The organism is Cupriavidus necator (assembly GCF_013141915.1).
Taxonomy (GTDB): domain Bacteria; phylum Pseudomonadota; class Gammaproteobacteria; order Burkholderiales; family Burkholderiaceae; genus Cupriavidus; species Cupriavidus necator_B.
This window is the reverse complement of the sequence record NZ_SROX01000016.1, coordinates 1-20,413: the sequence shown is the minus strand read 5'-3', so window position 1 is coordinate 20,413 and position 20,413 is coordinate 1. Positions and strand designations below refer to the sequence as shown.

The following is a 20,413-nucleotide window of genomic DNA, read 5'->3' as shown; positions in this document are numbered from 1 at the left end:
TCTCTCCTTATGCAGAGCGCGCGAGCATCTCGCGCACGTAGTTTTGCTGCCAGTCCGTGGCGCCGGAAGCGTAGTGACGATCGAGGATCGACTGGGCCACGCCATCGGAGCGGAGCATCGCCACCATCTCGTCGGAGAACGTGCTCTGAAGCATCCGCGTCTGTGCCCGCGTGATCCACAGATAGTCCCGGTTCGGCACCGCGTCGTTGATCATCTGGATCTGGTCGTCGGTCAGGCCGAACTTGTCCTTGTAGAGGTCCTTGCTGGTATTGGCCTGGCTGTTCGGCAGGTAGATCAGATTGCCGACGTTGTCCTTGAGAATTTCGAAGTCCGGGACACGTTCGAGCTGCCGCAGCGACTGCGTGGCCATCCAGACGGCGCCGTTGAGCTTCCGGATGGTGGTGATCCAGGTCTCCAGCCGCTTGTAGAACCGGGGATGCTGGAAGAAGAAGCCCGCCTCTTCGACTTCGATGATGGTGTACCGGAGCCCGTCCATCGACTGGCTGATGCGATAGAACGCATAGTCCGAGAACAGCACCGCGGCGCGTGGATACTTCTCGAAGAGGTCGCCCATCTCGATCGACAGGTTGTCGCTGACGTCAAATGCGTCCTCTGCGTGGTCAAAGAAGTGCCCGTACTGGCCGCCCTGCAGCCAGATTTGCAGCCGTTCGCGCAGGCTGTCGTGCAGCAGTGTGGCCAGGCGCCCGAGGGTCCAGTGCTCGCGCGGGTACGTCGCGAGAATCTTCACCGCCTCGAAGATGTCCTGCGATTGTTGAGGGCTGAGGGAGAAATCTTCATCCTCGAGGGCCAGCGTCACCCATTCGGTGACATAGGTGAAGTTCGTCGGGCTATTGAGAAGCGACAGGGGGTTCACGTGTGTCGCCGCCTGGAACTTGCCGGTCACGTCGACGAATGCGCCGCCACTGAGCAGCGTCGGGATGCGGGTCGAGCGGTCCTTGTCGAATCGGATCCGGCGCGCGTCGTGACGCCCGGCCTGCGAGACCAGGAAGTTCAGGAACACTGACTTGCCCGCGCCGATGGGGCCGATGATCAGCAGATGCCCGTTGCCGCCAGGCTGATGCAGGTCAACGCGCTGTGCGGTGCGATGACGTGTGGGCAGACAGGTGAGGGGGGGCACCTCCTTGCCGGCCTTGTCCGACAGCCACGCGTTGCGGGTGGGCCCGGGCATGACGGAACGCACCGGTGCAAGGTCGGAAACCGCGGGTGTCTCGACAAACTGGAGACGCCGCTGCTTGTCCCATCGGCCAGGCAGGGTGCTGTTCCATGCCGGCATCAGGTTGGCCTTCTCGCGGATGGCACCAAAGCCGGCGTTTGTGAGCGCGCCCACCACCTCGCTCACCGAGTCTTCCAGAGCCGATTCGGTATCGCCATAGACGACGATCGAGATATTGGCGAAGCCGTGCTGGGTGCCTTCGGCCGTCAGCCGCTTGAGGGCCTTGCCCGCTTCCTTGGCCAGTTCCTCGCGACCTTCATCGTTCTCGGCTTCTTCCTTGGCGAAGTACTGTTTCAGGATCGCCCGCACGTTGAGCGCCGCCATCTTGTAGAAGCGCCGGACCTTCTCGATGTAGGCTGCCGCCCGCGCCGTATCGAGGAACCGGTACATGATGCAGACGTCGAGCTCGGCATCGATCTGCATCAGGCTATCCAGTGCCGCTTCCTGGAAGCTCATCCATTCCTTGACGGCAACGATCGCGGCGTAGCGCTTCCCGTGGGCGGATTCGAACAGCAGCCGCTCGGAGCCGACCGTGACTTCGGATTCCGTCAGATGGGTATCGAGAAGGGTCACCGGGTATCGAATCCGGCGGGGCGGCACACTCGGGTTGGCCGCCTGGTGCAGGACGGCGTAGCTGTCCTGCATGACCAGTCGGCGCGTGCGCAGGCGCGGCACGCCCCCCGTGAATGCGTCCAGCATGGATTCGAAGCGGCGCGCGTCCGTCGTCAGCTTCTCCAGATCGAACGCAAAGGCGCTGCGCGCAAAGAGGGTGTCTTTCGTCGCCTCGAAAATGGCAGGAATGACCGACTTGCCGCCAACCGTCATGTGGTAGCCGGTTTTGTCGAAGAACTTCGCGATGCCGCTCTCCGGCGTATAGGCGAGCGCCAGCGAGTGGGTATTGTGGAAGTACTTCCCGGTCGTCATGTGCGCGCGGTTCAGCGCGTCCAGCCGGGCATCCGCCCCCGCCGTAAAATCGCCGTCGATATAGCTGCGCGCCCGCCGATGGCTGATTTTCCACCATGCGGTGATCCGGTTATCGAACGACCGGCACGCCTGGTCCAGCTGATTGCGGGCCGACGTAATGTCGTTGCTGTCCGGGCTGTCGGCATCGACACCCAGGAACTCGTAGGTCGCGAGTAACGACCCATCCTTGTTCAGGATCAGCTCCGGGGTGATCGACGTCAGCCAGGGCGCAATCTCGTAGAGGGGGCGGCGTTTCAGGTTCAGCATGGCAGGTCGCTGTCAAAGCCATAGGGGCGGCGAAAGAGGGTGCTCAGCTTGCCGTGCCAGGGAGTTGATTCGTACAGATCGCCGTAGTGGTTGTAGACGTTGAGGATCTGGTTCCACCACGGGTCCCGACTGGTAAGCCATCGCAGGAGCGCGTGGAAGGCCATGCCCATCACCACGACGGCCACCGGGATCTTCCAGCCGCTGCGGAAGGTCACGTACACCAGCAGGGCGACAACGGTGCCATTGGCGATGGCCAGACCACGAACGGCACCGCCGATCTGGCGCGGCCGGGAAAGGCCGATGCTGACGTGGTGCTCGCGCATGATCAGAAGCCGGTGCACTGAGCGGCGACGCCCAGCGTTTTCATGATTGCCGGTGCAGCGGCGGCCAGACCGATGCCGATACAGATGACCGAGACGAACTTCATGATGGTCGACTCGGAGTTGGCAATACCGATGGCGCCCAGCACGATCAGGATCAGGCCGGCCACGAAGAGGTACTTTGTGTTGATGAAGGTGGCAATGCCGCAGATGAACTCGCCGAGGTTGCCGAGGAAGCCGAAATCGGCAGCCGCGGCCGAGGTGGCGACGCCCATCAATCCGACCAGAACCAGCATGGAGGGGAGGGATTTTCGCGCCGTTGCGGCTGCACGTTGGGTAAAGCGGTGAGACATGGGAGAGACTCCTGGTGGTTAGAAAACGCGTTCGAGGTCGTAGTCGTTGTTGCGAAAACCCTTGATTTCAATGATTTCCGAGATATGGCGCATCTCGCCGGTGCGGCGCATATGGACGACGTAGTTAAAGCACTCCGCGATCAGCTTGCGCATGTCGTCCAGCTCCCAACGTGAGCCGTGGGGGATACCGAGCATCGCAAGGCTCTCCATGCGGGAGAGCGCCGAGCGGGCGTTGTTGGCATGCAGCGACGCCATGCCGCCGTCGTGGCCGGTGTTGAGCGCCTGGAGCAGGTCGAAGGCCTCGCCACCGCGCACTTCGCCAACGAGAATGCGATCTGGGCGGAATCGCAGTGCAAGGGCCACCAGCTGCTGGGTGGTCACGTTCTTGTCGGTGTTGGAGAGCAAGCGCACCGCGTTCGGCACACGCGTCTTTAGCTCCATCGTGTCTTCGATGGTCAGGACGCGCTCGCCGTCGGGGATGTTCTCAACGAGCGCATTCAGGAAGGTGGTCTTGCCGGAGGAGGTGCCGCCGGCGACGAGGATGTTCTTGCGCTGGCGCACCAACTCGATGAGGGCATCCTTCAGCGCGTCGTCTTCGACCGCCCCCTTGAAGATGGGAAGGTCTGTGTGTTTGCTGCGGGCATGCCGGGCCGAGAATGCGCCTGCCTTGACGTAGTCGCTGAGGGACAAGTTCGTCTCACGGTGACGTCGGATGCTCAATGCGTGGCCATCAATGGCTGTGGGTTGCATCACGGCAGCAATGCGCAGGCCCTTATGGCCGGCGTTGATGATGCCCTGTGCCGTGCCACGCACGGCAGACTTCTGGACGGAGGAGGCCAGCGATCGGACTGCGCCCTCGAGCTTGGCCGGTTCCAGCTGCACGTCCAGGCGTGTCATTTCGCCGCGTCGCTCGACCCAAATGCTGTCATGACGGTTCACCATGACCTCGGCCACATCCGACGCATCGATGAATGCGCGGATTGGTGCCAGCGACTCAAAGAACATCGCAACGGCGCTGGCTTCGAGCTGGCTGAGCTGCAGGACTGGATGGGTCAGGTCGGAGGATTGCATGCCCGCTATTGTTGGCGGCCGGCCCATGAAGTGGGCCGTCAAAAGCAGGGTGATTTTTGCGAGCTTTCCAGAAAACTTGCGCACGCATCGCTCTGCTGAAGTGATCTCAAGCGAAGCAGACCGTGCTTGTAAGGCTGAGCATGCTCATACCTGATTTCCGGAAAGCCATACCAAAACTGCGAGCTTTTCGGACTATTGAAACTCGCTAGCTCTCCCAATGGAGTCAGCATCCAAAGCGGATGCGGACTGCGTAGAGGGAAACAATTTCAGAAAGCCGCGCAAAATCGCACTGCTTTCCTCGGTACTCCGGTGAGGGTTCACTGCTTCAATTAGCGGCATCCCAATGGACTGCCGCAGCATGCCTCTCTTCCGCAAGAATTCCAGCAATGCCAAGACCCTGGCGGTATCCCCGGGGATGTACGGCAATGAGAGTCCCGAACAGGTGATCTTCGACCGTACGACCAGGATTGCCATTGAGCGAAATCACTGGAAGGTGGCCACGCTCGGGCTGGGTTGCATTGCGCTCGCGGCAATCATGACCCGCGAGCCACCGCCCTCCGTGGTGAAGGCGGTCGGCGTGTCAGCCGACGCCAGCGGCAAGCCCATCGTGCGGGAGCTGGAAGCGTTCCAGCCGGAAGGCATTCAGCTGCAGTGGGCATTCAAGGACCTCGTCACGCGCTGGTTCACGATCGAGCCGATTCTGACCACACAGGTCGAGGATTCCCGCATGGCGCGGAACCTGCGGTCGGTCCGAGAACAGATGATCGGATCTTCGCGCAAGCAATTCGAGGATTGGGTGACCGAGGACGAGCCGTTCCGGCAGGTGGGCACGTCAGCCACCCTGGTGCGCGAGGTCAAGGTTACCAATGTCGCGGTGCTTCCCGACAGCACGGTCGCGGTCGAGTTCATCACCACCACGACGGAAGATGGCTACAAGCCCCGCAAGATGCGGTACGCGATGACCTTCCGTTACCAGGTGAAGCCGCCGACCAGTGATGCCGTGCTCGGTACCAATCCGTTCGGTGTCCACCCCGTCTTCTTCAGCCTTCAGAAATCGCCGGCCTGAGGCCGCGACCACGCTCATGGAAATTCGCAAGTCATCCCCGCTGAGTGCCTTGGCTGCCGCCGTGCTGGCGCTGAGCTTTGCCGTGACCGAAACCCACGCTGCCGACAAGCCGATGCGCCGCCCCGGCGCAGGCGTGGCAGCGCTGGGCATCGGCGACATCAGCGATGCGATGAACCCTGCCAATCCCTTCAACGGTGGGGTGGACCCCATAGCCCTGCCCGGCGATTCCCGACTGGTCGTCTTCACCTATAACCGAGACCAGATCTTTCGCATCCTGTCCGCACCGCTGAAGATGACCACCATCGAGTTCCCCGACGATGAACAAATCGTCGGCGAACCAGCCTGGGGCGAGAGCGTTCGCTGGGATTACGAGACAGATGGACTCAACCACCTGTACGTCAAGCCGCAGGCTGCCGGCCTGGTCAACACACTGTCGGTCAACACCAACAAGCGCAGCTACGAATTCACACTGGTGTCCTCGCCCCTGGGTGGGATCTTCTACCAGAAGGTGCGCTTTCGTATCCCGACGTCCTTTGCTGCCAAGGCGAAGGCGCGCAGTGAATCGCGTGCCGACGGCGCAGAAGCGCTGTCCCCCGAAGCTGGTGGCCGCAGCGCCGATGCCGTCGCGGTGGCGCCGGAGCAGCTCAACTTCGACTATTCCATTTCCGGCAGTGCTGGCTTCCGCCCGGACACCGTCTTTGACGACGGCAAGGCGATCTGGCTGCGCATCCCGAAGGGCGCCGACTGGCCGGTTGCTCTGGTCAAGGACGGCAGCGACTTCGTGGTGGTGAACTTCATCCGCCGAGGCGAATTCCTCGTCGTCCAGCGCCTGGCCGAAACGATCGCACTGCGCTCGGGCTCGGATGAAGTGAAGATCGAGCGCGGCCGTCGCCGCATTCTGGGGTTGTTCTGATGCGCGATCGGAAGTCGTCCACCAACGTCTCCGACGTGACGGATGCGCAGGAACGCACCGTCAAGGGGAAGCTGCCGCGCAACATCGTGATGGCGCTTGGTGTCGTCGCGGCGTTCCTCGTCGGCGGGCTCGGCTACTACTTCCAGTCGGTCAGCGAGGAGCAGTCCGATGCCAAGGCCGAGCAGGACCGCGCGGAGCAGCTGCGCCAGCGGGCCAGCAGCGGCGACAACGGCCAGTCGCTCGAGGCCACGATCCGCGAACAGGCGGCAAGGGCACGGGAAGAGGCTGAGCGGCAACGGGCTCGCGCGGAGAAGCCGGACAGCGGCACGGCACCGATCATGAAGGCTGGCGACCTGGTTGGCGCTGCCAAGCCAACCACTGCCGAGGTGAAGAAGAACGAGGAAGACGACATCTTCACCTCATCGATTTACAAGAAGGGCATGCGCAAGTCGCAGATAGGCGGCACGAAGATGCCGGCTGGCATGGCGGACTTAACCGACCCCGCGCAGATGCGCGCCCTGCAGCAGGCAGCGGTCGCACGCGCCAGTGCAAGCAATGGCGTTCCCGAACCTGCCGAAGCGCCCGCGTCTTCCGACAACAAGTTCCTGCGCGATGCCACCGCCGCGAAGACCTTGCGGACCGGTTTCGACGGGAAACTTCCGAAATGCACGGTCAGCCGCGGCTTCGTCATTCCTGCGACGTTCGCAGGAGGCCTCAACTCGGACAAGCCAGGCGAATTCCGCGCGACCGTCTCGCAGGACGTCTACGACACGGTGACGGGGCGGTGCAAGGTGATCCCGGCCGGCAGCACGCTGGTGGGTACGTACAGCGCGGATATCGCCGTGGGTCAGGAGCGCATCCTCGCCGCCTTCGTGCGCATGCAGCTGCCGAACGGCAAGACCGTGCCGCTGATGGGCATGCAGGGTGCCGACCCCAACGGCTACTCCGGTATCAGTGGTGACGTCAACAATCATTTCCTGAGGATCTTCGGCGCTGCCCTGGTTATCGGCATGCTTGAGCATGCCTTTAAGGACAACAACACGGCGACCACAGTCGGCGCCAATGGCCTGACGACCTATGGAACTGCTGCCGGCCAAATCGCTGCCCAGACCGCATCCACGATCCTGAGCCGCAACCAGGGCATCCGGCCGACGATCACGACGGAGCCGGGCCAGAAGATGATGGTGCAGGTCAAGCACGACATGGTGCTGGAGGCCTACCGTGATTAAGACGCTGGTCGCACTCGTTGCTGGTCTGCTGATGAGCTCCGCGCCCGCCGCGACGATCCAGGCGGTCATCAGCCCGAATGCGGTGGTCGTGAATGCCGACGGCAAGGACCTGTTGCACACGATCGTGGGAAAACCGGTGCTCTACTGCGGGCTCGACGCATTCCTTGCGTGGTCATCACGCCTGATCGGCGCGTCGATCGAAGCAGGGTCGGATGCCGGTCCTGTTGTCCAGCTCAGCGGCAAGGCGGTGCCGATTTCGGGATTCTTTGCGCGCGAAGGCTGGCTGCGCCCGTCCGAGTTGACTGAGGCAGCGCAGGAGGCGCTTGCTGAGCGCCGTGGCGGATGGGCATGCGCGCCGAAAACCGAGCCGTTTGCGCAGATGGGCCAACGTGTGGATCCGAAGATTACCGCGGGTATCGCGATGAACGAGTCGGCCTATCGCGGGCGGCCCTGGCCCTGGACCTTGAACGTGGCCGGTCGCGGCATGTTCTTCGCCACGCGAGAGGAAGCCTATACGGCGATCAATCGGCTGCTGGCGAGCCAGCGCTGCGATTTCGACGTCGGGCTCATGCAGGTGAACTGGTGCTACCACGGCAAGCGCTTCTCCTCGCCGTGGGACGCGCTGGCGCCGGCGACCAACATCCGCGTGGCCGAAGACATTCTGACCGAAAACCTGCGGCGCAGCGGCTCCACGATGAAGGCTGTGGCCTGGTACCACAGCGCCAATCCGGAGCGTGGTGGCCCGTACTTCGCTCGCTTCATGAACCACGTCGCAAAATTCCGATGATCAGGCCGCTCCTTCTCTCCGCTTTGGTATTGACGGCGAGCGCCAGCGCCATGGCGGCCGATACCGACCCGCTCGACTTCGATTATCAGATCGTTGCCCGGGCGGCCGATCGTCCTGCGCTCATCTTCAACGACGGGCTCTCCACGTACATCCAACCTCGGCCGGGCCAGGCGGTCCAGGCCGATGGCGCCTTGCAGACCGGGCCTTACTGGGTGGTCGATGGCGTGCCCGACGTCGTACGCTATTCCGTGAACGGCCAGCCGGTGCTGGCGCGCTGGAAGCGCGCGAACGGATTCACGTCTGAGCCTGCGAATCCTGCAGGAGACCTGCCACGAAGTCTGGCCGGCATTTCCGGGCGGCTGGCGCTGATCGGAAGCCATACCACGCTCCAGGTGGTGCGTCCCGGCCGATCGACCCTGCCTCTGGCGCAGATGATCAAGTCCATCGCGCCGGCCGGCTGGACCGGCACCGCGCAGAAGGACATTCCGATGACCGAGGATGTCACCGTTGAGCTCGGCAGCGGGGAGAACTGGTTGCAGGCGCTCGCGCGCGTGCTGGATCGCCGCAACCTGTATGCGGAGGTGGACTTCACCCGGCGCAACATTGCGCTGCGTGCTGCACCGCCGAAGGGCTTCGCTGTGATTGGCGAGCCTTCGCAGAAGGGCGGAACGCTGCAAGTCGCGACCGAATCAACAGCGGCGCCTATCCCCGTTGTCGCGACGCCGCTACCGGAAGGGCCCACGCTGGCTTCGGCATTCGGCGCGGTTGCGATCCGCGACAACAAGCAGGGGCTCATTGAAATCCGATTCGAGCAGGAACCGAAGGACCTGGCTCTGCGTGACGGTTCCGACAGCAAGATCTGGACGAAGTGGGACGAGGCGCAGCGCATCCTGTCGTTTTCGACGGTCGACCGCTTCACCGCCACCGCAAACGGTAAGTCGGTGCAGGTGGATCGCACCCCAGAAATCGAGTATGTGTTCCCAGCGGAGAACGGGGCCGGCTTGGACATGGTGTTCGAGAAGGACGGCGCCACCTACCTCAGCTTCAAGAAATCGATGGTGAGCGTGTCGGTGTTCGGCGACGACCACCAGCGCAACGGCGAGCAGAAGGACCGCTATTACAAGTTCAACGGGATTGCCGCGCGGATGACCGTGATCGCCGACGGGAACGTGGTCTACGTGGATCGTGTACCGCAGGTTCGGTTCAAAGAGCAGCCCGGGAAGGTGGCGCTATGAGGGTCATCCCAATCGGGACAGTCATCTGTCTGGCCATGCTCGCGGGCGCCGTCCGTGCCGACTGCCTGGACGATGCTGCGACCTTCCACGGTGTGAGCCCGACCCTGCTGCGCAGCATCGCCTGGCAGGAGTCCGGCATGCGGCCATGGGTGACCAACCGCAATACCAACGGTTCGGAAGATATCGGACTCATGCAGATCAACTCCATCCATCTTCCTCGGCTGGGGCGATACGGCATCACGCGCGCGCATCTGTTCGATGGATGCACCAATGCGTACGTCGGCGCGTGGATTCTGCGCGAGAACATTCAGCGCTTCGGCCCAACGTGGAAGGCGGTCGGGGCCTACAACGCCTCGTCGCCCGACAAACAACTGCGGTACGCCAATCAGATTCATGCCCGATGGCAAGCGCTGCAGCGCGCGGCCCTGCGCTAGTCCTACCCGTTCAATCGAGACCATAGCTATGTCCCAACCCCTTCGAATCGTCCGCCTAGTCGTGACTGCGGGCTCGCTCTTGAGCGGTCTGTTCATCGCGCCGGCCTTGCACGCCGCTCAGTTGCAAAACGACGGCTGGCAGTCACTGCAGCCCTCCCGCGCGAATGCTGCCTCGATCGATCGCACGCTGCTTGCAGCGAATGGCGCTTCGCCTGCTGCCAGTGCGAGTTTATCGGCCGCAACCGCAGTGAGCGCGCCTCCCGCCGCCGTGGTCGGTGACGTCTACCGCCTCGTGAAAGGCGAGCCGCTGCAACAGCAGTTGCAGAAATGGGCTACACGCGCGGGCTGGACGGTGGTCTGGAATGTCCCGGATGGCTGGATCGTCCCGGGCGACAAGGACTACGGCGGGGACTTCGAGCTCGCCGTCAAGCGTGTGGTTGAGGAGCTGGCCAACAACGGTGCCGATGTGGTGGGCGACAGTTGGCGCGGCAACCGCACCGTGATTATCAGCCAAAACGGGATCGTCCAATGATGAAGCAATGCAAACGCTATACCGCGGCGGCCGTGGCGGCAGCCACGCTGCTCTCCGGCTGCGGCGTGATGGAGACGCGCCAGATTCAGAGCGCCATCAACAGCGAGGCGCAGGCGCGCTACGCCGACGCGCCGCGCAGCCGGCCGGTGTTCCGCGTGCATGAAGGGGCCTGGTTGATGGGTGAGAAGATCCGCGCCAGCAAGCCTCAGCCTGACATCTACGGCAAGCATGTGGTGTTCAAGGGCACCCTCGGCTCACTGAATGAAGCCGCCAACTGGATCGCCCAAAGCGTTGGCGTGCGCTCTACCGTCGATCCGTCGGCAGTCGCTGCAGCGTCAAGCGCAGCGCCGGTGGTACAGCCGGCAGGCGCAGTCCGCCCGGGCGGGCCGATTCCGATGGGCGGCACGGCACGGGTAGATCTGGGCGCTCCGCTCAGCGTTGCTGCGGGTGGGAGCGCTGGCGGGGCCGCGGCGCTCCCGCTGACCCTTCGGTACGAAGGAAGTTTCAAGGGCTTCCTGGATGCCGTGGAAGCGCATTTCGGGGTCTGGTCTCGGTACAACGACGGCACGGTCACGTTCTTTAAGACGGAAACCCGCACCTTCATGCTGCCGAGCCTCGCTGATTCGTCCTCGATGAATGGATCGATCACCACGACGGACAGCAGCTCGAGCGGCATGTCGGGCGCCGGCGGGACCGGGGCCAGCAATGGTAGCAGCGGAGCCGGGCGCAGCGGGCAGTCGATGAGCATGTCGGTCGAGATGAAGCCGTGGGAGACGCTCCAGGTGACCGCAAAGGCCGTTGCCGGCGCCAGCGCCGAGGTGGTTGTCGACAAGAACCTGGGCACCCTCACAGTAACCGGGGATCCGGCCCAGTGCGACCGCATCGAACAGTTCGTCAAGAGCTTGGCCGCCATGTATGGCAAGCAGGTGGCCATCGACGTGCAGGTCTACGAGGTCCGCGTGACGCGCGAGGACAACTATGGCCTGAACCTGGCCCTCGCGTACCAGAGCTCCAGCGGGCAGCCAGGGGTCACGTTTAATTCCGCCAGCATGCCGAATGTCTCGGGCAGCGCTTCGCCGATGAACCTCGGCGCGACCATCATGAGCGGGCCATTTGCCGGCAGCAAGGCTGTGATCCAGGCGCTCTCGACGCTGGGCAACGTGTCGCAGGTGGTGTCTCGCTCGGGCGTTACGCAGAACGGGAAGGTCCTCGCGCTGCAGACCGCGACGCTGCAGGACTACGTTGCACAGGCGCAAACGACGCTCGCCGCGAATGTCGGCTCCACCAGTTCGATTCAGACTGCGACGGTCACCTATGGCTTCACCAGCAACTTCCTGCCCAAGGTCGTTGATGGCCGGATCCTGATGAACTTCGACATGACGCTCTCGGACCTCCTGCCCCTGCAGCCGTTCAACTCGGGCGGCTCGGCCAATCAGACCAGCGTGCAGCTGCGGACCATGCCGACCAACCGCTTCACGCAATCCATCACGCTGAAGCCGGGCGAATCCCTGGTACTCACGGGCTTGCGCAACCAGAAGGCGGCGACCACCAACAACGGCGTGGGTGAGCCGTGGATGGCCGCGCTCGGTGGCGGGGTTGGGGCGACCCGTGGCGATACCGTCATCGCAATCATGATCTCGGCCCGCTTGCTGTAACACTTCAGACAATCCCATGCAGAATCGCGCATTCAACCTTCGTTGCAGTCATCTCGGGATAGCTATCGCGGCAGCCTTGCTGCAATCGGTGGCTGGTTCGGCAAACGCGGCGTCTTCCATGTCCGACCCGATCTCCGCGGCGATTGCGGAAGCTGGCCGCAAGCAGGCGTCACAGCCAGCCTCGCAGCAGGCAGCTCGGCCGCCGGCGCGGACGCAGGAGGCCGCGCCGCCTGCATCCACGCCCGCGGCCCAGCCGTCCAGTGCCAGCGCTGCTGGCGCAGCTGCTGGGGCGGGGGCATCGTCTGCCAATGCGGCAGTGGCGGCCGACGCGACAACAACGCCGCGGCATACCGAGGCATCGGAACTCGCGGCGTTGCAGTCGCAGATTGCCTTGTGGAAGGCCCGGGCCGAGATTGCGAAATTCAAGGCCGAGGTGAAGCGGGCGGAAGAATCGCTGTTGACGGGCACGGCAGGTGCAGCTGCGCCTGCCGGAGCAGCGCCGGCCATTTCGCTTGGGGCACCCATGCCGGCGGCCGGCGTTGCTGAACGGATGCCTCGGCAAGCGGCCGAGGCACCGCGGCTCGTTTCGTTGCGCGCGTTCGATGGCCAGTTCAACGCGGTTGTCGAGGTCAACGGGCGCACTGTGCCGGTCGTGGCCGGCGACGCGCTGGATGGTGGCTGGAAAGTCGTCGGCATCGACGATGGCGGCGTCAAGCTCGCCAACGGCAAGCGCATGCGTACGCTGAGGCCCTGATTCATGGCGCAAATCCTGTCGTTTCCCGGGTTGAAAGGCGCCTTCGCGATTGGGCTGACCTGGCAGCACGAGGAGGTTCAGCCGAGCAAGAGCGCCGTGCGCGGCAGCGCGATGGCACTCGGCCGACACTTCCGTTGGGGCGTCGTGCACCAGAGCGCCGAAGGCGCCGTGCAGAGCGGCTTTTGCGAGCCGATGGCTGGTGTCAAGGTTGCCACGGTCAAGCCGCTCGCCGCCGTCGTGGCCGCCCAGCATCACCAGCCTTGGATGGGCCTCTTTCACCTTCAAGACAACCTCTACTGGTATGTCGCGGTTCGACAGGGCCACGCCATTATCTCGGGCGGCGATCGAGTGGGTACCCTCGAGGAGCTGGACACGATCCGGGCCCGCCATCGCACGCTGGGCGATTGGACTGAGGTCGAGGGTACCGTACGAGATCTCGCCGCCATGGCGCGCGCGAGCAAGGGCGTGTCGGCAATGCACGATGTGCTGCGAGGCCCTTGGCGGTCAACCGCTTATACGTTGGCCGCAGTGGGTGTGTTAGGCGTGCTCGTCGGCGGTGGCTGGTACTGGTATGACGCGCAACAGGAGGCTGAGCGGGAGGCACAGCGGGCGCGCCAGCGCGCAATCGCCGCCGCGCAGCAGCTGAACGAAGCTTCCCGCCCGCGAACCCTTCCGTGGGTGGAAGAAGCGCTGCCGTCGGCGTTCCTGCAGGCCTGCCGGCGCGCATGGGAGGGGCAGCCGCTCGCAGAGAACGGCTGGACGATGGCCGCATGGAGCTGCAAGCCGGCGACGGCGACCACGCTCAATATCGAGACAAGCTGGAAGCGAGAGGGTGGCGTGGCTGCCAACGCGCCAGGCTCCTTGTCGGCGGACGGCAATCAGGCGAATGCAACCGCCGTTGCCCGCGCAGCATTCCTCTCGTCCCCGTCAGGGATCGACACCGTTCGCGAGGCCCAGCGCGCGATCTGGACATACGCGCAGGCGCGCGGCATGGCGCTGCAAGTCACGATGCCGCCGCCGTTGCTTCCCTCGGATGGCAAGACGCCTGTCGACCCATGGATTGTGATGACTGCGGACATCCACTTTGGCGCGCCGCCATGGATGGGTATCGGCACTGGTCTCGATAACGTGGCTGGCTTGCGCCTGACCGAAGTCAGCTATGAAGCGGCGAACCAGACATGGAAGGGCGTCGGGAAGCTGTACGCCCAGCGGAACGGGAATGCCGCTGCTCCTGCTGCCGGGCCTCAACACCAAGGAAAGCCATGATGATCGGGACACTTTCGCGCCTGTGGGGCGGTGCCGCTCGCAAGGGGGACCGTACCGCGGTCGTCGCCGCGCGATCGGAGCCGTCGGCAAAGTCCGACATGCTCACGCTGCCGCCCCCGCCAGAAGTGCTGGCGCCGCACATCCTCTACCCGCGCACGCTCGCGGGCAGCTTCGACAAGGTTGCCTGCATGTTGAATCTGCTTGCGCCGGAGGATGCGGCAGCGCTGCGCCAACGCGTAGCCGAGACCGGCCTCTATGTCGAGGACCTCGCCCTGGACCACGGGCTCACCAGTGAGACCGTCCAGAAAGCCCTCGCTGTGCACGCCTGCGACATATACGTGGATGCCCGCCATTTCGGCACCCCGCGCTTTCTCACTTGGGAGGCTAAGGTACGCCGCAGCGGCGCTGCGCCTCAGGTTCGTAAAGTGTCGGCCCAGGAGCTGGCGGTCCTGCGGCAGCAGCGCGGCTCCGGCCAGCAACAGGATGCCGACCTCCAGACGTTGAGCCTGGCGCGCCGGCTGGTGGCCGACTGCGCGGCGCTGATTGCCTCGGATATTCACGTGCTGGTGCGGGAACACCACACCGAGATTCAGGTACGCGTGCAGGGGGATCTGCGTACTGTCGGGGCGCTGTCGATGCGACGGGAGGAGGGGGAGCGGCTCGTGCGCGCCATGTACACCGGCCTGGCCACCGTGAAAGCCGCGACCTACAACCCTCTGGACGTACAGGATGCCCAGATTGCGGGCGATGCACTGCCTGGCACCGGGTTATCGAGCGTGCGGATCGTCCGAGGGCCGGCCTATCCGGTGGAGAGCGGCGGCGGCTTCCTCGTGGCGCGCCTGCAGTATCGAGAGCACCACCAGGGCGCTCGCAAGGCAGACGCCATCGATGCGGCGAAGCGGCTGGACTTGAGCACGCCGAAGAGCCCTTCGGGTGAATTCATGCTCGGCCAGATGGGATACACGCCGCTGCAGGTGGATCTGATCTCGCAGCTGCTGCGCCGGCCGATGGGTGTGGTAGTCGTGACAGGGCCGACGGGTAGCGGCAAGACCACGACGCTATTCGAGTGCACCCGGCATCAGGCACGAATGTTCCCGGAAAAGCGTCTGGTCACGATCGAGAACCCGACCGAGTATCCGATGGATTGGGCGATCCAGCTGACCACCGAGAGCGAGCGCTTCCCGGAGATGCTGCGCATGACGCTGCGGATGGACCCGGACGCCATCCTGCTTGGCGAAATCCGTGGTGTCGAGGAAGCGGTGGCCACGCTGCAAGCCGCGGCCACCGGCCACCTTGTGCTCACCACGCTGCACGTGACGGATCCATTCGAAACGTTCTCGCGTCTGATGATGCTGGACCACGTCCGGCTGGCCATGGAGGTGATCTGCAACCACAACCAGATCATCGGCCTGATTGCACAGCGCGTGGTCCCGTTGCTCTGTCCGAAGTGCAGCGTGAAGTTGGAGGACGCGCCGGGTGCCTTGCCGGAATACATGCTGCGTGCCATGCGGACTTGGGGCGATCTGTCGGAGGTGCGCGTGCGCGGGGCAGGTTGCGACCATTGCCATGGCGATGCAATCGTTGGCCAACAGGCGGTGGCTGAAGTTGTGGTGACAAGCGAGGATCTGATGCAGGACTGCATCAAGGAAGGGGTGCTGGTGGCCCGCCGGAAGCATCGCAATCGCGCCGGCGCCGACAAGCCCATGATTGCCCATGCGATGGATCTGGTGCTCGCTGGCAGGCTATCGCCTATTGATGCCGAGCGCAGTGTCGACGCTATCCCCCACCGAGACGAAACATGAGCGGACTTTCTTGGACCATGCGCCGACGCCTGTACCAGCAGGCATCGAGCCAGCTGGAAAACGGCCTCACCCTCGCACAGATCCTGGAGGACTTCCGCGAGCGGCTGGCCCGTCGGGGGCGTGAGCGAGCGGCCGAGGCGGCGCATGACGTCGCCCGCAAGGTGCGGGACGGCATGACCCTGATGGCGGCCATGGGCGCCGGGCTCAGCGATCTGGAGCGCAGCGTGCTGGATGCGGGCGAGCGCGCCGGGCAGTTGCCGGAAGCCATGCGTCTGGTCCTTGAGGTGCGCGAGCAGACAACGCGGCTGCGTCAGAAGTTGCAGGCTAGCTTTTTTGCTCCGACGGTCTATTTGCTGACGCTATACGCGGTGCTGTTCCTGATCGGTGCCCAGATCGTGCCGCAGTTTCTGGATTTCGTGCCGCTCGACCAGTGGACGGACTGGGCCTATGCCATGTACTGGATGGGTCAGCTGGCGGTGGGCTGGCCGGCGCCGGTCCTGTTCGGCAGCCTGGGTGCCTATGCGATATGGAGCTGGTGGGCGCTACCGCGATGGGATGGCTCGGCCAGACGGTTCCTTGACCACCATGTCTTCCCTTTTACGGTGTATCGCGAGATTAACGGATTCACCTGGCTCAGGTCGTTTGTTGCGCTACTGCGGGCGAACGTGCCGGACGTGGTCGCATTGGAGGGACAGATTCAGACCGCCTCGCCATGGATGGCGTCGCGCCTCAAGCCTATCCGCCTCGGACTCACCGACGGCCTGGACCTGGCCGAGGCGATGCGGCAAACCGGATATGGCTTCCCATCGATGGACTTGATTGACGAAATCGGTGCGTATGCTGGATTCGATGACTTCACCGAGAAGATCACGGTCGCCGTGCGGCAGAACGCTGAAGTCATCGAGCGGCAATTGCTCGCCAAAGGGATGGTCATGTCCGCTGCCTTCACCGGCCTGATGTTCCTCGCCTTCGTCGTGCTGCAACTGGGTTCCAACTCTCTCTCATCGATCCTCACGTCGTCGATGGGCAAGTTCTAAATCTTGGCGTGTTCAACAGCATAGGAGTTTCAAATGGATGGCATTCTCGGGCGCGTCGTCGCCATTGTCTTGGGCCTGCTTGCACTGGTTGGCATCGCTTATGCCGGCTACAACGGCTTCCAGAACCACAAGGCGAGCGTGGTGGCGACCAATATTGCGCAATTGATTACCAACGCTCGCGCCGGATTCTCCCAAGGCAACAATGGCTATACCAACTTCACCACGGCCAACATTGCGGCGATGATCAACGGCGGCATGTTCCCCACCGACATGGTCCGCGGCAATGCGCTGGTTGACCCCTGGGGTAACGCGGTCACGCTGGCTTCGGCAAACAATGGTTCGCGCGGGGTGATTACCTTTGGTGGTGGCAACGCGCAGACGGCAAAGCAGTGCGTGAGCGCGACGCTTGGTATGAAGGACTACGTGACGCTGACGGTTGGCACGACGACGTTCGACCAGACCAACCTGCCGGACCAGGTCACCGCCAGTGCCGCCTGCAGCGCCACCGCGACCTTCGCCCTGACCTTCCAGTGATGCGACCGGCGTGACGCCGGGATCTGAGGAGACGAGCATGGGGTATCTCATTCTGCCACTCGCTACGGTGCTGTTCTGTCTGGGCATCGTGGCGCAGAGCCGCCAACTGTCGCAGTCGGTCCCCGGCGCCGGCGAGCCGGGGCGCATGGAGGCCTTGGCTGCGGTGACTGCGCAGCAAGCACAGGCTTATGGTGCCGCGTGCGTCTCGACCGCCGGCGCAACGCCAGGCCTCGTAGGTTCGAATGTGGCGCCGATCCTGCCGGCGGGGATGGTGGCACCTTCTGGCGCGGGGTGCATGGCGGTGGCCAACCCCGCGGGTGGCAGGGATGTCTATGGATTTGTGCGTGTCTCTCCCGGTGCCGGCGCGGTGCTGCTCAGCAGCACGGAAGGTAGCGCGGCGTGGTTCCGGGTTCGTAGCCAGGGCACTGCGATTAGCCTCACGACCGGCACGGCCTACAGCGTGCCAGCGTCAATTCCTGTTGGCACGCTGGTCCAGTGGGTCCAGCTGAATACCTGAGAGTTGCATGGAAGCCATACTCGGTTATCTCGTTGCGCTGATGCTGTCGATGCTGAGCATCGCTGGCTTTGCGACGTGGGCAAAGGCTGGCGTCACCAACGTCCAGACAGCGGCAGCAGCGAGCCAAATGCTGGTCTTCGACAAGGCGGCATTGCAGTTTGTGCAGGATGAAGCCGCCACCCTTGCTGCGCAAGCCACGGCCAGTGTACCGGTGTCGGTCACGCCGGCGATGCTCCTCAACGGTGGCTACTTGCCGGCGGGGTTCTCGGCGGCGAACGTATTCGGACAGACGTGGCTGCTCCAGGTCCTGCAGCCGACGCCGAACACCCTGCAGGCACTCGTGACTTCGCAAGGCGGCCGGCCCATCACGGACACACGCCAGCTGGTGCAAATCGCGGCCCAGGCGGGCGCGCAGGGCGGGTTCGTGCCGTATCCGGGGCAGAACGGGGATCCGACGATGGTGGCCAGCAATGCCTATGGCGCCTACGGCGCCTGGCAGGTGCCGCTGGCCAACTACACCAATCCCGGCAGCGGCCGGCTGGCGTCATTGCTAGCCTTTACCGGCACGCAAGCCAACAACGGCTACTTGTACCGCGTTCAGGTGCCGGGGCATCCCGAGCTGAACCGGATGCAGACGTCGATCGACATGGGTGGCAACGACGTGAACAACGCCAGGCGCGCGACCGCCACCACGGCGCTGACCAGCAATGGCGAGACCTACATCACCAACACCGCCGTGCCTGGCTCGGCCTGCAATGTGGAGCCATCTACGCGCAGGAGCAGCACAGGCACAGGCTTCGTGATCTGCTTCGGTGGTGTTTGGCAGCCGATCGGCACCGCGGTGGCGAACATCTACGAGGGCATGGCATGCGCAAACAGCGGCCAGCTGGCGACGGGTGCGACCAACGTCGGCTACATCTGCAAGGGCAATCGATATGTGTCGCTGAACAATGCGCTCGGCAACATGTCCGTTACACGGAAGTACGACAACGTGACCGATGGGATGACATTCGGCAAGGACTATTGCCCGGGCGGTACTGCATGGGCCCTGTACACGCCGAAGCAGCAGATGGTCAACATTACTGGGAACGTGATGCCACCGATTCAAGGGACGTTCTTCTCAATGAACGACTACGGCACTTACTGGTACGCGCAGGCCAGTGCCATGTCACCAGCAGCCTGGTACAGCGGTAACGACGTCGGGGCACTCGGTGGCCAGTTGGTTGGTACCGTAACCACCGGTTGCATGTATTAGGAATCCATGATGAAGCGAATTATTTTAACTTGCGTGCTCGCCTGTGAAGCGATAGTGGCCAACGCGCAACTCTATTCGTTTCCCGCCCCCCCGATGACCGTTGCCGATTGCCTACCGGGACAACAGTGGTTGCGGAGAGGAAACGGATTGCCATACTGTGGCGTCCCGGAACCCGCACCGCTGCCGCCGCCACCGCCACCGCCCCCGCCGCTGACGTGCCGGTTTCAGAATCCCATTTTCGCGATCACGATGGGGCCCATGGGCAACTGCTCAGCGGATGGGGGCTGCGCTGGCTACGGGATTGTCGTCAATGATGGAAGCTATACACCAGCCTGGTCGAGAATGTGGTCCAACGCAGAAATTTCTGATGAACAGGATTTCTCAAATAAAGCTATGGCCGCCCTTGCGACAAGCCAATATCGGCTGGGCGCGTGGAAATTGTCAACGATCGGCAACGGCAACTACGGAAACAGCTCCATGTATGAAGTCTGCAAGTAAGTAGGGGACCATACACAAAGAAGAAAAGCCCGCAATGTGAACTGAACCCCAGAAGTTGGACGGTTCAAGAAGACTAGGCTTGCAAGGGCTGAGTCCTGTATTGCACGGGACTCAGCCCATTTAGTTTCTGTCGGATACGTTCGTGGTTGTAGTAGTGGATGTATTGCCGGATTCCAGCCTGCAACTGCTTCACGCTGTCGAATTCGTTCAGGTAGAAGAACTCCGACTTGAGCGTTCCAAAGAAGCTTTCCATCGCGGCATTATCAAGGCAATTGCCCTTGCGTGACATGCTCTGACGGACCTTCTTGCCCAGCAGGCGTCGATAGGCTGGCATCTGATACTGCCAGCCCTGATCCGAATGCAGCAAAGGCCGCTCACTACGCTTAAGGCGTGGGATCGCTTTCTTCAGCATGCCACGGACCAAATCAAAGGTGGGCCTTGTGGAGCTCTGCCAGGCGATGATCTCGCCGTTGTACAGATCCATCACCGGCGACAGGTACAGCTTCTGCCCCTTCACGTTGAACGCGGTCACATCCGTCACCCATTTCTCGTTGGGCCGTTGCGCAGCGAACTGCCGGTTGAGCAAGTTCGGCGCCACCCGTCCTAGCATTCCACGGTAAGAGCGGTATTTCTTCGGTCGTACCAGCGACTTCAAGCCCAACTGCAGCATCAGGCGCCGGATCAACTTGTG

At 63.3% G+C, this 20,413-nt stretch carries 21 protein-coding genes; 16 read left to right on the top strand and 5 right to left on the bottom strand.

Annotation, left to right across the window (positions count from 1 at the left end):
* Positions 1–7 precede the first annotated feature (7 nt).
* From E5S69_RS24105 to E5S69_RS24090, 4 genes are read right to left on the bottom strand one after another with little or no spacing between them, the layout of a single operon-like run.
* On the bottom strand, positions 8–2,464 hold the full coding sequence (locus tag E5S69_RS24105; RefSeq protein ID WP_115737231.1) for a VirB4 family type IV secretion system protein: 2,457 nt from the start codon (positions 2,462–2,464) through the stop codon (positions 8–10).
* A complete protein-coding gene (locus tag E5S69_RS24100; protein WP_115737232.1) occupies positions 2,458–2,787 on the bottom strand; it encodes a VirB3 family type IV secretion system protein in 330 nt (109 codons plus the stop codon). Before E5S69_RS24100 ends, E5S69_RS24105 begins: the two co-directional genes overlap by 7 nt.
* Positions 2,788–2,789: 2 nt before the next feature.
* On the bottom strand, positions 2,790–3,137 hold the full coding sequence (locus tag E5S69_RS24095; RefSeq protein WP_115737233.1) for a TrbC/VirB2 family protein: 348 nt from the start codon (positions 3,135–3,137) through the stop codon (positions 2,790–2,792).
* An 18-nt stretch (positions 3,138–3,155) separates the two neighbouring features.
* The gene (locus tag E5S69_RS24090; protein ID WP_115737234.1) at positions 3,156–4,208 is read right to left on the bottom strand and encodes a CpaF family protein; all 1,053 of its coding nucleotides are present in this window, start codon (positions 4,206–4,208) and stop codon (positions 3,156–3,158) included.
* 358 nt (positions 4,209–4,566) lie between these two features.
* On the opposite strand from E5S69_RS24090, the gene E5S69_RS24085 reads away from it, so the two are divergent.
* From E5S69_RS24085 to E5S69_RS24010, 16 genes are all read left to right on the top strand, one after another.
* Positions 4,567–5,274 (top strand): VirB8/TrbF family protein, encoded by a 708-nt coding sequence (locus E5S69_RS24085; RefSeq protein WP_115737301.1) that lies wholly within the window; start codon positions 4,567–4,569, stop codon positions 5,272–5,274.
* Between the two features lie 16 nt (positions 5,275–5,290).
* Positions 5,291–6,187 (top strand): TrbG/VirB9 family P-type conjugative transfer protein, encoded by an 897-nt coding sequence (locus tag E5S69_RS24080; RefSeq protein ID WP_115737235.1) that lies wholly within the window; start codon positions 5,291–5,293, stop codon positions 6,185–6,187.
* A complete protein-coding gene (locus E5S69_RS24075) occupies positions 6,187–7,416 on the top strand; it encodes a TrbI/VirB10 family protein (RefSeq protein WP_115737236.1) in 1,230 nt (409 codons plus the stop codon). Before E5S69_RS24080 ends, E5S69_RS24075 begins: the two co-directional genes overlap by 1 nt.
* Positions 7,417–7,447: 31 nt before the next feature.
* Complete coding sequence (locus E5S69_RS24070; RefSeq protein ID WP_115737237.1) at positions 7,448–8,203, top strand: transglycosylase SLT domain-containing protein; 756 nt, start codon at positions 7,448–7,450, stop codon at positions 8,201–8,203.
* Positions 8,200–9,438: a pilus assembly protein PilL gene (locus E5S69_RS24065; protein ID WP_115737238.1), complete on the top strand. Its 1,239-nt coding sequence runs from the start codon at positions 8,200–8,202 to the stop codon at positions 9,436–9,438. Before E5S69_RS24070 ends, E5S69_RS24065 begins: the two co-directional genes overlap by 4 nt.
* Positions 9,435–9,872 (top strand): lytic transglycosylase domain-containing protein, encoded by a 438-nt coding sequence (locus E5S69_RS24060; RefSeq protein ID WP_115737239.1) that lies wholly within the window; start codon positions 9,435–9,437, stop codon positions 9,870–9,872. Before E5S69_RS24065 ends, E5S69_RS24060 begins: the two co-directional genes overlap by 4 nt.
* 28 nt (positions 9,873–9,900) lie before the next feature.
* Entirely contained in the window at positions 9,901–10,404 is a 504-nt protein-coding gene (locus tag E5S69_RS24055; RefSeq protein ID WP_115737240.1) for a toxin co-regulated pilus biosynthesis Q family protein, read from the top strand.
* Positions 10,401–12,059 (top strand): type II secretion system protein GspD, encoded by a 1,659-nt coding sequence (locus tag E5S69_RS24050; RefSeq protein ID WP_115737241.1) that lies wholly within the window; start codon positions 10,401–10,403, stop codon positions 12,057–12,059. Before E5S69_RS24055 ends, E5S69_RS24050 begins: the two co-directional genes overlap by 4 nt.
* Positions 12,060–12,177: 118 nt before the next feature.
* The gene (gene pilP / locus E5S69_RS24045; RefSeq protein WP_236901423.1) at positions 12,178–12,813 is read left to right on the top strand and encodes a type IV pilus biogenesis protein PilP; all 636 of its coding nucleotides are present in this window, start codon (positions 12,178–12,180) and stop codon (positions 12,811–12,813) included.
* Between the two features lie 3 nt (positions 12,814–12,816).
* On the top strand, positions 12,817–14,079 hold the full coding sequence (pilO2, locus tag E5S69_RS24040) for a type 4b pilus protein PilO2 (RefSeq protein ID WP_115737243.1): 1,263 nt from the start codon (positions 12,817–12,819) through the stop codon (positions 14,077–14,079).
* Entirely contained in the window at positions 14,076–15,881 is a 1,806-nt protein-coding gene (locus E5S69_RS24035; protein ID WP_115737244.1) for an ATPase, T2SS/T4P/T4SS family, read from the top strand. Before pilO2 ends, E5S69_RS24035 begins: the two co-directional genes overlap by 4 nt.
* Entirely contained in the window at positions 15,878–16,918 is a 1,041-nt protein-coding gene (locus E5S69_RS24030) for a type II secretion system F family protein (protein WP_115737245.1), read from the top strand. The genes E5S69_RS24035 and E5S69_RS24030 overlap by 4 nt, the downstream gene beginning before the upstream one ends.
* 33 nt (positions 16,919–16,951) lie before the next feature.
* Positions 16,952–17,452: a prepilin type IV pili gene (locus tag E5S69_RS24025; protein WP_115737246.1), complete on the top strand. Its 501-nt coding sequence runs from the start codon at positions 16,952–16,954 to the stop codon at positions 17,450–17,452.
* Positions 17,453–17,489: 37 nt separating this feature from the next.
* Complete coding sequence (locus E5S69_RS24020; protein WP_115737247.1) at positions 17,490–17,969, top strand: hypothetical protein; 480 nt, start codon at positions 17,490–17,492, stop codon at positions 17,967–17,969.
* Between the two features lie 7 nt (positions 17,970–17,976).
* The gene (gene pilV / locus E5S69_RS24015) at positions 17,977–19,224 is read left to right on the top strand and encodes a shufflon system plasmid conjugative transfer pilus tip adhesin PilV (protein ID WP_171517100.1); all 1,248 of its coding nucleotides are present in this window, start codon (positions 17,977–17,979) and stop codon (positions 19,222–19,224) included.
* 6 nt (positions 19,225–19,230) lie between these two features.
* Positions 19,231–19,722 carry a hypothetical protein gene (locus tag E5S69_RS24010; protein WP_232348063.1) on the top strand — a complete coding sequence of 164 codons (492 nt, stop codon included), beginning with the start codon at positions 19,231–19,233 and terminating at the stop codon, positions 19,720–19,722.
* Between the two features lie 73 nt (positions 19,723–19,795).
* Here E5S69_RS24010 and E5S69_RS24005 read toward each other — a convergent pair.
* Positions 19,796–20,413 (bottom strand): IS3 family transposase (locus E5S69_RS24005; protein ID WP_171517099.1); only part of this gene is annotated, 618 nt, incomplete at its 5' end.

Bases quoted from the DNA above. Each gene is read 5' to 3' on its own strand.
- E5S69_RS24105 (WP_115737231.1), bottom strand. From the start codon at position 2,464: ATGCTGAACCTGAAACGCCGCCCCCTCTACGAGATTGCGCCCTGGCTG.
- E5S69_RS24100 (WP_115737232.1), bottom strand. From the start codon at position 2,787: ATGCGCGAGCACCACGTCAGCATCGGCCTTTCCCGGCCGCGCCAGATC.
- E5S69_RS24095 (WP_115737233.1), bottom strand. From the start codon at position 3,137: ATGTCTCACCGCTTTACCCAACGTGCAGCCGCAACGGCGCGAAAATCC.
- E5S69_RS24090 (WP_115737234.1), bottom strand. From the start codon at position 4,208: ATGCAATCCTCCGACCTGACCCATCCAGTCCTGCAGCTCAGCCAGCTC.
- E5S69_RS24085 (WP_115737301.1), top strand. From the start codon at position 4,567: ATGCCTCTCTTCCGCAAGAATTCCAGCAATGCCAAGACCCTGGCGGTA.
- E5S69_RS24080 (WP_115737235.1), top strand. From the start codon at position 5,291: ATGGAAATTCGCAAGTCATCCCCGCTGAGTGCCTTGGCTGCCGCCGTG.
- E5S69_RS24075 (WP_115737236.1), top strand. From the start codon at position 6,187: ATGCGCGATCGGAAGTCGTCCACCAACGTCTCCGACGTGACGGATGCG.
- E5S69_RS24070 (WP_115737237.1), top strand. From the start codon at position 7,448: ATGAGCTCCGCGCCCGCCGCGACGATCCAGGCGGTCATCAGCCCGAAT.
- E5S69_RS24065 (WP_115737238.1), top strand. From the start codon at position 8,200: ATGATCAGGCCGCTCCTTCTCTCCGCTTTGGTATTGACGGCGAGCGCC.
- E5S69_RS24060 (WP_115737239.1), top strand. From the start codon at position 9,435: ATGAGGGTCATCCCAATCGGGACAGTCATCTGTCTGGCCATGCTCGCG.
- E5S69_RS24055 (WP_115737240.1), top strand. From the start codon at position 9,901: ATGTCCCAACCCCTTCGAATCGTCCGCCTAGTCGTGACTGCGGGCTCG.
- E5S69_RS24050 (WP_115737241.1), top strand. From the start codon at position 10,401: ATGATGAAGCAATGCAAACGCTATACCGCGGCGGCCGTGGCGGCAGCC.
- pilP (WP_236901423.1), top strand. From the start codon at position 12,178: ATGTCCGACCCGATCTCCGCGGCGATTGCGGAAGCTGGCCGCAAGCAG.
- pilO2 (WP_115737243.1), top strand. From the start codon at position 12,817: ATGGCGCAAATCCTGTCGTTTCCCGGGTTGAAAGGCGCCTTCGCGATT.
- E5S69_RS24035 (WP_115737244.1), top strand. From the start codon at position 14,076: ATGATGATCGGGACACTTTCGCGCCTGTGGGGCGGTGCCGCTCGCAAG.
- E5S69_RS24030 (WP_115737245.1), top strand. From the start codon at position 15,878: ATGAGCGGACTTTCTTGGACCATGCGCCGACGCCTGTACCAGCAGGCA.
- E5S69_RS24025 (WP_115737246.1), top strand. From the start codon at position 16,952: ATGGATGGCATTCTCGGGCGCGTCGTCGCCATTGTCTTGGGCCTGCTT.
- E5S69_RS24020 (WP_115737247.1), top strand. From the start codon at position 17,490: ATGGGGTATCTCATTCTGCCACTCGCTACGGTGCTGTTCTGTCTGGGC.
- pilV (WP_171517100.1), top strand. From the start codon at position 17,977: ATGGAAGCCATACTCGGTTATCTCGTTGCGCTGATGCTGTCGATGCTG.
- E5S69_RS24010 (WP_232348063.1), top strand. From the start codon at position 19,231: ATGATGAAGCGAATTATTTTAACTTGCGTGCTCGCCTGTGAAGCGATA.